This is a genomic window from Pseudomonas sp. PSE1(2024) (assembly GCF_050990555.1).
In the GTDB taxonomy this organism is placed as follows: domain Bacteria; phylum Pseudomonadota; class Gammaproteobacteria; order Pseudomonadales; family Pseudomonadaceae; genus Aquipseudomonas; species Aquipseudomonas aphyarum.
Window position 1 is genome coordinate 1,410,073 of the sequence record NZ_CP158967.1, and the last position, 12,206, is coordinate 1,422,278.

Below are 12,206 nucleotides of genomic sequence, written 5' to 3' on the forward strand. Positions count from 1 at the left end.
CAGGAGAAAACTAGATGAGCATAGTTCGGACAGCATTACCCTTGGTTCTGCTAACCAGTGTGTTGACTGGTTGCGCAGGTTTGCAGAAAACCGACTGGCCGACCTGTGCGGCAGTCGGTGGTGTCGTCGGTGCGGGTCTCGGTGCGACCGAAAGCTCCGCATGGGCGGGGTATGGCGCGTTACTCGTCGGCGGTACGGCAGCAGCCTATTGCTGGGTTCACGGTGATGGCGATGAAGACGGCGATGGTGTGCCGGACAGTCGCGACAAGTGCCCGGGCACGCCTAAAGGCGTACAGGTCGATGCTGACGGCTGCCCTCCACCAGCCCCTGCGCCAGTGGTCGAAGAAGCTGTAGTGGTCAAGGAAGAAACCATTGTCATCCGCGATGTTCACTTCCAGTTCGACAAGGCCACGCTGACCCCGGCCGACAAACTGGTCCTGGATAAAGTCGCCACGCGCCTGAAACAGGAAACCAGCACGGCACAACTGACCGTGACCGGCCACACCGACAGCGTCGGCAGCGATGCCTACAACCAGAAACTGTCGGATCGCCGCGCGCACTCGGTGGTCAAGTACCTGGTCGAAAGCGGTGTACCGCAAAGCAGCTTCGTGTCGGTGACCGGTGCCGGTGAAAGCCAGCCGGTGGCAGACAACAAAACTGCGGACGGACGTGCGCTGAACCGTCGTACCGAAATCAAAATCAACCGCTAGCCCCCTCGCATCCGCGGCTTGTGCAGTCGCGGATGCGGGTCTTTACTCCTGTGTAACCGGTATGGGCCGGTGACACAGGAGCTTTAACGATGAGTGTTCTTACAAGGTCCGTCTTGCCGGTTCTGCTGCTGGGCAGCCTGTTGACCGGTTGCGCCACCCACAGCGATGGCACCGCTCCCCTCAATCAACGTACCTGGCCGATCTGCAGCCTTATTGGCGGACTGGTCGGCGGCGGTCTCGGCGCGCTCGAAAGTGGCGGCTGGGCCGGCGGTGGCGCTGCGCTGGGGATCCTCACCGGCGGATTGATCTGCTATGCCCAGGATGGCGATGAAGACGACGACGGCGTGTTCGATCGCCGCGACCGTTGCCCCGATACCCCGGCCAATACCCCGGTCGACCACCGTGGCTGTCCGCTGCCGCAATACCCGGTCACCGAGAAACCGGCCGAACCGGCCCCGCAAACCGAAGTCATCACCCTCAACGATGCCGGCAACGTGCTGTTCGACTTCGACAAGTCCGATCTGAAACCGGCCGCGAAAAGCCAGCTGGACACGCTGATGGACAAACTGCGCAATGCCGATGTGGTGAGCATCAAGGTCATAGGCCACACCGACAGCAAGGGTTCGGATGCCTACAACCAGGCACTTTCGGAACGTCGCGCCAGCAGCGTGGCGGAGTATTTGCTGAGCCAGGGCCTGGCGCCAAACAAACTCACCAGTGAAGGGCGCGGCGAAAGCGAACCGGTCGCCGATAACAACACGGACGAGGGGCGTGCGCAGAACCGTCGGGTGGAACTGCACATCAATCGTTAGGATGAGTCTGTAGTCCGCAGGCTAGAGCTGTCGGTCGATGAACGTCGTCGAACCGGCAGCCATCCGGCGGCGGTCCGGTTTTTTTCATTTTCCCCTCTGGCTTATCCCCTGCAGAAGCCGTTACTGTGCGCCCAAAGAATAATTCGCAACACGGGGGAGCGTATGAAGGTGTTCTGTGGGCTGGGGCGATTGTTGACCCTGCTGTTCTGCTGCGTGGTGCTGGCCAATCAGCTGGTGCCGTTTGTTCATCCGCTGCACCTGCTGGTCAATCTGGCGGGCGGTCTGCTGCTGGCGATCCACGTACTCGAAGTGCTGCTGTGCAACCGCAGTCTCAAGGGGCGTCCGCACCCTTGGCGTGATCGTGGCCGTATCCTGTTGTTCGGCGTATTCCACCTGCAAACCATCCCGGCCCCGGCCGCTCCGGAGGCTTCCCATGCGTAAACTCTGCCTGCTCGCTGCATTCATCAGTCCCCTGGCCTGCGCCCAGGTGGTCAGCGTCGAAACCAACTCGCTGATGCGTCTGCCGAACACCGCCAGCACTCTGCAACTGGAGAAACTGGTGGTCGCCGATTACGGCACTTTGCTGATTCCTTCGAACGTGACCGAACTGAGTGTCGGCGAATTGCAACTGGGCCATGAAGCGCGCATTGCCATCGTGCCGAGCGAACAGGCGCTGGAGATGAAAGTCATCCGCGCTCAACTTGCCGAAGGCAGCCAGATTACCGCCCGTGGCGCACCGGGCACGTACGAAAAAGCCGCCCGCGCCGGGCGCAATCTGAATCTGCAATTCAAGGCGTTGAATGCGCCGAAACTGGTGGTCGATGCCCGTGGCGGCACCGGTGCGCCGGGTTTTGTCGGGCTCGATGGCGCCAACGGTCAGGAGCCGGGTTGCACCTGGGGTCAGGCGGGACACGGTTTTGATGGCAGCAACGGCAGCGACGGTCAGCCGGGTGCACCGGGCGCACTGGTGCGTCTTGAAGTGCCGCGCGAGTTTCCGGCCGAGCTGATCAAGGTCGAAGTCGCCGGCGGTGCCGGTGGCCCGGCCGGTCCTGGCGGCAAGCCGGGGGCGGGTGGCAAGTCCAAGGGCTGCCTGGTCTATCGCGCCGATGGCGGCAAGAGCGGCAAGCCGGGGGCCGACGGGCAGCCGGGGCCTGCGGGTGCGGCGGGGTCTGTCACTGTACAGCGCTTGTAACCGATTGCTCTCACCTTCGTTGATCGTTCCCACGCTCCGCGTGGGAATGCCTCAAGGGACGCTCTGCGTCCAGTGACGCGGAGCGTCACGGGCTGCATTCCCACGCAGAGCGTGGGAACGATCAGGCAAAACGCGCTCGTCAGAACGAGGGTCGCGCAGCGGCCACCGCCACCAGCACCACCCCGACCAGCAGATTAAACCCCACCACCTTGCGAATCCGCCCCAGCACTGCCGCACCCGCCTGCCAGTCCTTCGCCTGCACCGCCGAGCGCAATTCCGGCAGCATCAACGCCTGAATCCGGATGAACAGCGCGGTCATCACCACATACAACCCCATCATCACCTGCACATAACGCGGCGCGTTGTCGAAGGCGATGTGTTGCAGATGCAACATGCCCACCCCGGTGACCGGCAGCAGAATCACCGCCCCCCATACCCAGCGAAAAAAACCTTGAAACACTTCCACCCAGAGCGTCAGGCGCCCGGGGCCGTCCAGTGCCTTCATGGCCGCAGGGCGCAGCACCATCCAGGCGAAAAACATGCCGCCGACCCACACCAGCGCGGCCAGTACATGGATGGGGTAAACGAGGCTAAAAGGTGTCATTGGGGTACTCCGTTCTGCGCGGGATCGATTCGCGGGGTATGATAGCCGCCGAACCGAACCACTGAAAATTTATCCAGCGTTTTTTGCGCCCGACACTCAATGATCAGCACTGAACTCAAAACCACGATCCAGGGCGCCTACTCGCGTTTTCTAGAGGCCAAGAGCCTCAAACCGCGTTACGGCCAGCGCCTGATGATCGCTGAAGTCGCCAAAGTCCTCGGTGATATCGACACCGACGACGAAGGCCGGCGCAGTGGCGACCCCGCGATTGTCGCGGTGGAAGCCGGCACCGGTACCGGCAAGACCGTGGCCTACAGCCTGGCGGCGATCCCGACGGCCAAACTGGCCGGCAAACGCCTGGTGATCGCCACCGCCACCGTCGCCCTGCAAGAGCAGATCGTCTACAAGGATTTGCCCGACCTGATGCGCAACAGCGGGCTGAACTTCAGCTTCGCCCTGGCCAAGGGCCGTGGCCGCTACATGTGCCTTTCCAAGCTCGACATGCTGTTGCAGGAAGGCCATGCGCAGACCGCCACCGCGCAGCTGTTCGAAGAAGAAGGCTTCAAGATCGAGGTCGATGAGGCCAGCCAGAAGCTGTTCACCAGCATGATCGAGAAGCTCGCCGGCAATAAATGGGACGGCGACCGTGACAGCTGGCCCAACGCGCTGGAAGACGCCGACTGGGCGCGCCTGACCACCGATCATAGCCAGTGCACCAACCGTCATTGCCCGAACTTCGGCCAGTGCGCCTTCTATAAGGCCCGCGAAGGCATGGGCAAGGTCGACGTGATCGTCACCAACCACGACATGGTGCTGGCCGATCTGGCGCTGGGCGGCGGGGCAGTCTTGCCCGATCCGCGCGACACCATTTATGTGTTCGACGAAGGCCATCACCTGCCGGACAAGGCCATCGGCCACTTTGCTCACTACACGCGCCTGCGTTCCACCGCCGACTGGCTGGAAACCACCGCCAAGAACCTCACCAAGCTGCTGGCCCAGCACCCGTTGCCGGGCGATCTCGGCAAGCTGATCGAGCAGGTGCCGGAGCTGGCGCGGGAGATCAAGACCCAGCAGCAGTTCATGTTCACCGCCTGCGAACAGATCGCCGATTTCAAACCCGGTGAAGACGTCGAAGGCCGCGAGCGTCCGCGTCATCGCTTCATCGGCGGGGTGATTCCCGAGCACATGCGTGAGATGGGCATCGAGCTGAAAAAAGGCTTCGCCCGCCTCAATGACCTGTTCACCCGCCTGACCGATCTGCTCAAGGAAGGCATGGACGGCGAGGTCAACATCGGCATCGCCAGCAACCAGGCCGAAGAATGGTATCCACTGTTCGGCAGCCTGTTGTCCCGTGCTTCCGGCAACTGGGAGCTGTGGACCGCGTTCACCGCCGAAGACCCGGAAGACAACCCGCCGATGGCCCGCTGGCTGACCCTGGCCGAAAGCGGTTCGCTGTTCGACATCGAGGTCAACGCCAGCCCGATCCTCGCCGCCGAAACCCTGCGCCGCAGCCTGTGGAACGTGGCCTACGGCTGTCTGGTGACTTCGGCGACCTTGACCGCCCTCGGCACGTTCGACCGTTTCCGCATGCGTGCCGGCCTGCCGAAAAAAGCCGTCACCGCTGTGGTGCCGAGCCCGTTCCATCACGCCGATGCCGGTGTGTTGCGGGTGCCGGACCTGAAGGCCGACCCGCGCGATGCCGCCGCCCACACCGCCGCGATCATCCGCGACCTGCCGGAACTGGTCGAAGGCTCGCGCGGCAGTCTGGTGCTGTTTTCGTCACGCAAACAGATGCAGGACGTGTTCGACGGCCTCGACCGCGACTGGCGCAAACAAGTGTTCATTCAAGGCAACCTGTCGAAACAGGAAACCCTGAACAAGCACAAGGCGCGGGTCGATGGCGGCGATTCCAGCGTGCTGTTCGGCCTCGCCAGTTTTGCTGAAGGCGTGGACTTGCCGGGCGCCTACTGCGAGCACGTGGTGATCGCCAAGATCCCGTTCTCGGTGCCGGACGATCCGGTCGAAGCCGCACTGTCGGAATGGATCGAGGCCCGGGGCGGCAATCCGTTCATGGAAATCTCGGTGCCCGATGCCTCGCTGAAGCTGGTCCAGGCCTGTGGCCGTCTGCTGCGCACCGAAGAAGACCGCGGCACCATCACCTTGCTGGATCGGCGGCTGGTCACCCAGCGCTACGGCAAGGCGATCCTCAATGCGTTGCCTCCTTTCCGTCGTGAAATATCCTGAGACATCGGTGGGCAGTTTTGCCCGCCGCGCTGTCTATCTCTCTGCTATCGCTTTTCCATTGGCCCTCGTGGGTCGTTAGGGAGAAATCCGTTCTCATGATTCGTCGTTCGTTGCCTGCCATTTTTGCCCTGGTTTTCGCTGGCCCCTTGCTGGCGGCACCTGCCGGCCAGCAGACCTTGTTCAACTTTGTCCGCCCCGCCGATGTGGTGAAAGTGGCGACCGAAAACGCCGACCTGCCGCAAGCCAACGCCGAGCAGACCCCCGAAGGCGAAGTGCTGCGCCGGGTGACGTTCAACCCGACGGCCCGCCCGACCTTGCGTCTGTCCCCGCAGACCGGTGCCTGGGACTGGTCGCAGTCCGGCATGATGAGCCTGCGTATCCAGAGCGCGATGAACTGGGCCGTGACCGTCTACGTACAAATCCAGAGCAACGACGGCAAGACCCTGGTCAGCCGCGTCGACCTGCCGGCCGGCCCGGCGCAGACCTTGCTCGTGCCGTTGACCGCGACCTCGCCACTCAGCCAGGGCATGAAAGCCGGGCCGGGTATGCCGATGACGATCGACGGGCAGCGCATCCTGCTGGCGAGCAGCAGCGGTGAGCTGGATCGCAGCCAGGTGGTGTCGGTCAGCCTGTCGATGGATCAGCCGAAAGCCGCGCAAAGTCTGTTGCTCGAGCGCTTTGGCGTGCAGGACGAAGGCGAGGTGATCAAATCCGCCTACGGCAATCTGGTGGATGCCTATGGCCAGTCGACTCGCGGCAAGTGGCCGGAAAAAGTCGCCAATGACGAACAACTGAAATCCGCCGCCGCCAAAGAACAGCAACAACTGAACACCTGGCTGGCCGAGCGCGAAAAGTCCTCGCTGGACAAGTTCGGTGGCTGGAGCAAAGGCCCGGCGTTCAAGGCCAGCGGTTTCTTCCGCACCGAAAAACGTGACGGCCGCTGGTATCTGGTGACGCCCGAGGGCCATCCGTTTTATTCCCTTGGTGTGAACACCGTCAGCCCGGAGGTCAACCAGACCTACGTGGCCGGCCGCGAGTACATGTTCGAATTCCTGCCAAAACCGGGAGAGCCGCTGGCCAGCCATTTCGGCGAAGGCGACAACCGTGGCGGCAACGGTGTCGATCAGGGTCGTGGCTACAACTTCGGTCGCTGGTACGACTTCTACGGCGCCAACCTTCAGCGTCTGTATGGCGAGCCATGCATTCCGGACAGCGGCAACAAGGCCGGAGTGGCCGAAGCCGCCAAGGCTGGCGCCGCAGAAGAAGCCGCGACCAACGCCAGTGCACCGGTAGCCGCCTCCGAACAGCCGAAAGCCGGGGTCGCCGAGTCGGCAGCCACCAGCGGGCAAAGCGTTGCGACGCCGTGCACGAACACGGTCGACGAGCAAAAGTGGGCCAGCCACACCCTTGATCGCCTGCAAGCCTGGGGCTTCAACACGGTCGGTAACTGGAGCGCCCCCGTCCTCGGTAACGCCGAGCGCATGCCGTACACCTTGCCGCTGTCGATCGTCGGCGATTACGCCAGCATCAGCACCGGCACCGATTGGTGGGGCGGCATGCCTGACCCGTTCGATCCGCGCTTCGCCATGGCCACCGAGCGCGCCGTGGCGATTGCCGCCCGCGATCATCGCGATGATCCGTGGCTGATCGGCTACTTCGCCGACAACGAGCTGGCCTGGGCCGGGCCTGGTGATGATCCGAAATCCCGTTACGCGCTGGCCTACGGCACCTTGAAAATGACCACCGACGTTCCGGCCAAACGCGCGTTCCTCAAGCAGTTGCGCGACAAGTACCGCAATCAGGCGGGGCTGTCGAAGGCCTGGGGCATTGATCTGCCGGCGTGGGAATTGATGGAAGACCCGGGTTTCGAGGCGCCGCTGCCGAATCCGGAGCATCCGGAAATCGAGGCCGACTTCAAATACTTCCAGAAGGTGTTCGCCGACACCTACTTCAAGACCATTTCCGACTCGCTGAAATGGCACGCGCCGAACCAGTTGCTGCTTGGTGGCCGTTTCGCCACCAGCACCCCGGAAGCCGTGGCGTCCTGCGCCCAGTATTGCGACGTGCTGAGCTTCAACATGTACACCCTGCAACCGCAGGACGGTTATGACTTCGCCGCGCTGCGCAACCTCGACAAACCGGTGCTGATCACCGAATTCAACTTCGGCTCCACCGACCGTGGCCCGTTCTGGGGCGGCGTGACTCCGTTGAGCAAGGAAGAAGACCGCGGCCCGGCCTATGCCAACTTCCTCAAGCAGGCGCTGAGCGAGCCGTCGATTGTCGGCGTGCACTGGTTCCAGTATCTGGACCAACCGGTGACCGGGCGCCTGCTCGATGGCGAGAACGGTCACTTTGGTCTGGTCGGTGTCACCGATCTGCCGTTCCAGGGTTTTGTCGAAGCCGTGCGCAAGAGCAACCTGGCGACCGTCGATCAGTTGAACAAAGAGGCGCAGAAAGCGGCTGCCGCAGCGGACAAGACCGGCCACGAAGCCGAAGGCGGCCGCAAGGCAGACGCCGGCAAAGGCCCGGGGCAGGGGGCTGGCCACACCGGCGGGCATTCGGGCAACGGTCACTGATCGTTACGAAACCTGAAGACCGCCCGGCCCGCAGCGGTTCCCAAAACCCTCACGGGCTGGAACAATGCGGGCCACTTTGTAGAGCGTTTTCGCGGGGGAGTTGCGGGTGCAGATTCAGGGACATTACGAGCTTCAATTCGAAGCGGTGCGCGAAGCCTTCGCCGCACTGTTCGACGATCCCCAGGAACGCGGCGCCGCGTTGTGCATCCGGGTCGGCGGGGAAACCGTCCTCGACCTCTGGTCCGGCACCGCCGACAAGGACGGCGCCGAGGCCTGGCACAGCGACACCATCGCCAACCTGTTCTCCTGCACCAAGACCTTCACCGCCGTCACCGCGCTGCAACTGGTTGCCGAAGGCAAATTGCAGCTCGATGCGCCGGTCGCCCGTTACTGGCCGGGATTCGCCGCCGCCGGCAAGGAATCCGTAACCCTGCGCCAACTGCTTTGCCATCAGGCCGGTCTGCCGGCCCTGCGCGAATTGCTGGCGCCGGAAGCGCTGTATGACTGGCAAACCATGGTCGACGCTCTCGCCGCCGAAGCACCGTGGTGGACGCCGGGCACCGGTCATGGCTATGCCGCGATCACCTACGGCTGGCTGATTGGCGAATTGCTGCGGCGTGCCGACGGTCGCGGGCCGGGGGAATCGATTGTGGCGCGGGTCGCCAAACCGCTGGGGCTGGATTTCCATGTCGGTCTGGCCGACGAGGAATTCCATCGCGTGGCGCACATCGCCCGGGGCAAGGGCAACACCGGCGACGCCGCTTCCCAGCGCCTGCTGCAAGTGACCATGCGCGAGCCGACGGCCATGACCACCCGGGCCTTCACCAATCCCCCGTCGGTGCTCACCAGCACCAACAAGCCGGAGTGGCGCCGCATGCAGCAACCGGCAGCCAACGGCCACGGCAATGCACGCAGCCTGGCCGGGTTTTACGCCGGTCTGCTCGACGGCAGCCTGCTGGAAAGCGAAATGCTCGAAGAACTGACCCGCGAACACAGCCTCGGCGAGGACAAGACCTTGCTGACCCGCACCCGTTTCGGTCTCGGTTGCATGCTCGATCAACCCGACGTGCCAAACGCCACTTACGGCCTCGGCCCGCGTGCATTCGGCCATCCGGGTGCGGGCGGTTCCATCGGTTTTGCTGATCCGGAGCACGATGTGGCCTTCGGATTTGTGACAAATACCCTGGGGCCGTACGTCTTGATGGATCCGCGCGCGCAGAAGCTGGCGCGGGTACTAGCCACTTGTCTGTAAAGCATCGCACGAGGCTCCAGGGCCGGAACCTCATGGCGAATTTCGTTTCAAAGCGTCTGTTTATCCGGGCGAAAGTCCTCTGATTGTTCACTACTTCTTTTTGTGGGTTTCCAATGTCGTCCAAACAAACTCTCGCCCTGGCCCTGTGTTTCGCAATCACCGGTTGTGCACAGACTCCGAAGAACGACGCCGATGGCGGCAGCTGGTGGCCGTTCGGTTCTTCCGACAAAGTCGCAGCCAAGGAGCCGGCTCCGGCGCCTGCCCCGTTGAAACCGGCCGCCACCGCGCCGGTTGCCAAGGCCGAGAGCAGCAGTCCGTGGTACTGGCCGTTTGGCTCCGACGACTCGGCGGCCAAGGCTGAGGTGAAGGCTGAAGCCAAACCCGAAGCCAAGCCGGTCGAAGTCGCCAAGGCTGAGGCCGACAAGGGTGGCAAATGGTGGTGGCCGTTTGGCGGCAAGGAGCAGGACACGGCCAAAGTCGTGCCGATGCCCGATCCAAAAGTGACTCAAACCTGGCTGGATGACTACGAGCCGCGCCTGCGCACCGCGATCAAGGACAGCAACCTGCAACTCGAGCGCCGTGAAAACGTGCTGGTCGTGACCGCGCCGGTGGAAGGCTCGTTCAACCCGGACCGCCCGGCGATGCTGCTGCCAGTGACCCTCGGCCCGTTCACCCGCGTGGCGAAAATCCTCGAAGCCGACCCGAAAACCGCCGTGCTGGTGCTCGGTCACAGTGACACCACCGGCGCCGCTCCGGCCAACGTCAAGTTGAGCCAGGAACGCGCCCAAGCCGTGGCGGCGATCTTCCGCCTCAGCGGTCTGCAGCGTGATCGTCTGATGCTGCGCGGCATGGGTTCCGAAGCCCCGCGTGCTGCCAACGACAGCGTTGAAGGCCGTGCCCTGAACCGTCGTGTCGAACTGCTGGTGACGCCGCAAAACACCATGGTCGCACTGCTGAGCAAATACAACATGCCAGCACCGAAGCCAGTGACCATGGTCGCTGCTCAGGACGTCAAGCCTGCCGCCAAACCGGTGACCCCGGCACCGGCTGCGAAGAAAGCCGCTGTACCGGCCACCAAAAAGGCTCCGGCCAAGAAAGCTGCTGCCAAGGCTCCAGCGAAGAAGGCCCCGGCCAAGGCTCCGGCGAAAAAGACCGCGCCCGCCAAAGCCGCTGCAACCGACAAGAAAGTCGCTGCGACCGATACCACTAAAAAGTGATCCGCTAACGAAAAGGAATGCGCCGTGACCCAGTCTCTGGCAGATATGCGTCGTGATTACACCCGGGACGGCCTGACCGAGGCGCAAGCCCCGGCTGAGCCCTTTGCGTTGTTTCACCAGTGGTTTGCCGAAGCGGTGAAAACCGAACAGGCGCCGGTGGAAGCCAACGCGATGACCCTGGCCACGGTGGATGCGGACGGCCGTCCGCATTGCCGCATTCTGCTGCTCAAGGGGCTGGACGAGCAGGGCTTCACCTTCTTCACCAACTACGAAAGCGCCAAGGGCCAGCATCTGGCGGCGAACCCGTTCGCTGCCATGACGTTCTTCTGGCCGACCCTGGAGCGCCAGGTACGGATCGAAGGGCGGGTGGTGAAGGTCACGCCTGAAGAGTCCGACGCTTACTATCAGGTGCGACCGCTGGGCAGCCGTCTCGGCGCTTGGGCCTCCCCGCAGAGCCGGGTGATCAACGGCCGGGGTGAACTGGAAGACTTGCTCAAGGCCACCGAACAGCGCTTCACCGACACTCAGCCCGATTGTCCGGAACACTGGGGAGGCTACCGTTTGCTCCCTGAGCGCATCGAGTTCTGGCAGGGCCGCGCGAGCCGTCTGCACGATCGCCTCAACTACCGTGTGCAGGGCGCCGACTGGATTCTTGAACGTCTGGCACCCTGAGCAGTCTACCGAGCGGGATAGCCTGCCGCAGCGGCCTCAAGCCACTTCGGCAGGTCCCGGCGCTTGATCTTCTGCGCCTGAGCCTGCTTCAGCCGTTCGAGCATGAAGGCGCGTTTGCCTTCATCCTTGCCGGCCAGTGACAGGGCCAGGTCGCGATCCATCCAGCGTTTGATCCGCACATACAGCCACCAGTGGAAGTACAGACCGGCGGCGGTGGTGACGACAATGATGAAGTAATCCATGGAAATCCTTGGGTCGGCGGCGCAGGAAACGGATTTTGGCGCTACTGTTGGGTGAGTTCGCGGGTGCCTGTACCGGGCCTGAATGAAAGCAACTTTATCCGGGCGACGCCGTGACAGGCGTCAAGCTGCGGAGTTTAATGAATACCTGTCCTTTGGAGTTGATGCTATGCGTAAGTCTGTTCTGCTGGTTGCTTCCTTTTCCACGATGGCGATGTTGCTGACCGGCTGCCAGTCGAGCCTGACCGGTGACTCCTACTCCCGTGACGAAGCGCGTCGCGTGCAGACGATTCGCATGGGCACCATCGAATCCCTGCGTCCGGTGAAAATCGAAGGCACCAAGACCCCGATCGGCGGCCTCGCCGGTGCAGCGGTGGGCGGTGTCGGCGGCAGCGCCATCGGCGGCGGCAAAGGCAGCATCGTTGCAGCCGTTATCGGTGCCGTGGCCGGCGGCCTGATCGGTTCGGCCACTGAAGAAGGCCTGACCCGCACTCAAGGCGTTGAAATCACCGTGCGCGAAGACGACGGCAGCATGCGTGCCTATGTGCAGCAAGTGCAGGAGAATGAAGTATTCCGCGTGGGTGAGCGGGTACGGATTTCGACTGTTGGCGGCACCAGCCGCGTTTCGCACTAATCGCGAACAAGCGGTAAAAGAAAACCCCGATCAGGTGACTGGTCGGGGTTTTTG

The 12,206-nt window shown here is 63.1% G+C and carries 12 protein-coding genes; 10 read left to right on the forward strand and 2 right to left on the reverse strand.

Going from position 1 to position 12,206, the window contains the following annotated elements; genetic code table 11:
* Positions 1-14 precede the first annotated feature (14 nt).
* The 4 genes from ABTV87_RS06275 to ABTV87_RS06290 all read left to right on the forward strand — a co-directional run bounded on the left by ABTV87_RS06275 (position 15) and on the right by ABTV87_RS06290 (position 2,714).
* Positions 15-710, forward strand: a complete 696-nt coding sequence (locus ABTV87_RS06275) for an OmpA family protein (protein WP_007951999.1) — start codon at positions 15-17, stop codon at positions 708-710.
* An 89-nt stretch (positions 711-799) separates the two neighbouring features.
* Positions 800-1,522 (forward strand): OmpA family protein, encoded by a 723-nt coding sequence (locus ABTV87_RS06280; protein ID WP_007952001.1) that lies wholly within the window; start codon positions 800-802, stop codon positions 1,520-1,522.
* A 162-nt stretch (positions 1,523-1,684) separates the two neighbouring features.
* Positions 1,685-1,963, forward strand: coding sequence for a DUF1145 domain-containing protein (locus ABTV87_RS06285; protein ID WP_039771353.1), 279 nt, complete (start codon positions 1,685-1,687; stop codon positions 1,961-1,963).
* On the forward strand, positions 1,956-2,714 hold the full coding sequence (locus tag ABTV87_RS06290) for a hypothetical protein (protein WP_007952004.1): 759 nt from the start codon (positions 1,956-1,958) through the stop codon (positions 2,712-2,714). The genes ABTV87_RS06285 and ABTV87_RS06290 overlap by 8 nt, the downstream gene beginning before the upstream one ends.
* A 139-nt stretch (positions 2,715-2,853) precedes the next feature.
* On the opposite strand, the gene ABTV87_RS06295 is transcribed toward ABTV87_RS06290, so the two are convergent.
* Positions 2,854-3,318, reverse strand: coding sequence for a CopD family protein (locus ABTV87_RS06295; RefSeq protein ID WP_433899138.1), 465 nt, complete (start codon positions 3,316-3,318; stop codon positions 2,854-2,856).
* Positions 3,319-3,417: 99 nt separating this feature from the next.
* On the opposite strand from ABTV87_RS06295, the gene dinG reads away from it, so the two are divergent.
* The 5 genes from dinG (at position 3,418) to pdxH (ending at position 11,279) form a co-directional block, all read left to right on the forward strand.
* Positions 3,418-5,562 (forward strand): ATP-dependent DNA helicase DinG, encoded by a 2,145-nt coding sequence (dinG, locus tag ABTV87_RS06300; RefSeq protein WP_007952008.1) that lies wholly within the window; start codon positions 3,418-3,420, stop codon positions 5,560-5,562.
* Positions 5,563-5,657: 95 nt separating this feature from the next.
* Complete coding sequence (locus ABTV87_RS06305; protein WP_433899139.1) at positions 5,658-8,138, forward strand: beta-agarase; 2,481 nt, start codon at positions 5,658-5,660, stop codon at positions 8,136-8,138.
* A gap of 106 nt (positions 8,139-8,244) precedes the next feature.
* Entirely contained in the window at positions 8,245-9,390 is a 1,146-nt protein-coding gene (locus tag ABTV87_RS06310; RefSeq protein WP_433899140.1) for a serine hydrolase domain-containing protein, read from the forward strand.
* A 113-nt stretch (positions 9,391-9,503) separates the two neighbouring features.
* Positions 9,504-10,607: an OmpA family protein gene (locus ABTV87_RS06315; RefSeq protein WP_433899141.1), complete on the forward strand. Its 1,104-nt coding sequence runs from the start codon at positions 9,504-9,506 to the stop codon at positions 10,605-10,607.
* A gap of 24 nt (positions 10,608-10,631) precedes the next feature.
* Entirely contained in the window at positions 10,632-11,279 is a 648-nt protein-coding gene (pdxH, locus tag ABTV87_RS06320; protein ID WP_127797126.1) for a pyridoxamine 5'-phosphate oxidase, read from the forward strand.
* Positions 11,280-11,284: 5 nt separating this feature from the next.
* Here the strand turns inward: pdxH and ABTV87_RS06325 are convergent, their stop codons facing one another.
* Positions 11,285-11,521 (reverse strand): hypothetical protein, encoded by a 237-nt coding sequence (locus ABTV87_RS06325; RefSeq protein WP_007959143.1) that lies wholly within the window; start codon positions 11,519-11,521, stop codon positions 11,285-11,287.
* 166 nt (positions 11,522-11,687) lie between these two features.
* Here ABTV87_RS06325 and ABTV87_RS06330 point away from each other — a divergent pair, with 166 nt between their 5' ends.
* Positions 11,688-12,152, forward strand: a complete 465-nt coding sequence (locus ABTV87_RS06330) for a glycine zipper 2TM domain-containing protein (RefSeq protein ID WP_007918566.1) — start codon at positions 11,688-11,690, stop codon at positions 12,150-12,152.
* Positions 12,153-12,206: the final 54 nt, after the last annotated feature.

Excerpts from the sequence above, each read along its gene's own strand:
- ABTV87_RS06275 (WP_007951999.1), top strand. The coding sequence starts at position 15 with ATGAGCATAGTTCGGACAGCATTACCCTTGGTTCTGCTAACCAGTGTG.
- ABTV87_RS06280 (WP_007952001.1), top strand. The coding sequence starts at position 800 with ATGAGTGTTCTTACAAGGTCCGTCTTGCCGGTTCTGCTGCTGGGCAGC.
- ABTV87_RS06285 (WP_039771353.1), top strand. The coding sequence starts at position 1,685 with ATGAAGGTGTTCTGTGGGCTGGGGCGATTGTTGACCCTGCTGTTCTGC.
- ABTV87_RS06290 (WP_007952004.1), top strand. The coding sequence starts at position 1,956 with ATGCGTAAACTCTGCCTGCTCGCTGCATTCATCAGTCCCCTGGCCTGC.
- ABTV87_RS06295 (WP_433899138.1), bottom strand. The coding sequence starts at position 3,318 with ATGACACCTTTTAGCCTCGTTTACCCCATCCATGTACTGGCCGCGCTG.
- dinG (WP_007952008.1), top strand. The coding sequence starts at position 3,418 with ATGATCAGCACTGAACTCAAAACCACGATCCAGGGCGCCTACTCGCGT.
- ABTV87_RS06305 (WP_433899139.1), top strand. The coding sequence starts at position 5,658 with ATGATTCGTCGTTCGTTGCCTGCCATTTTTGCCCTGGTTTTCGCTGGC.
- ABTV87_RS06315 (WP_433899141.1), top strand. The coding sequence starts at position 9,504 with ATGTCGTCCAAACAAACTCTCGCCCTGGCCCTGTGTTTCGCAATCACC.
- ABTV87_RS06325 (WP_007959143.1), bottom strand. The coding sequence starts at position 11,521 with ATGGATTACTTCATCATTGTCGTCACCACCGCCGCCGGTCTGTACTTC.
- ABTV87_RS06330 (WP_007918566.1), top strand. The coding sequence starts at position 11,688 with ATGCGTAAGTCTGTTCTGCTGGTTGCTTCCTTTTCCACGATGGCGATG.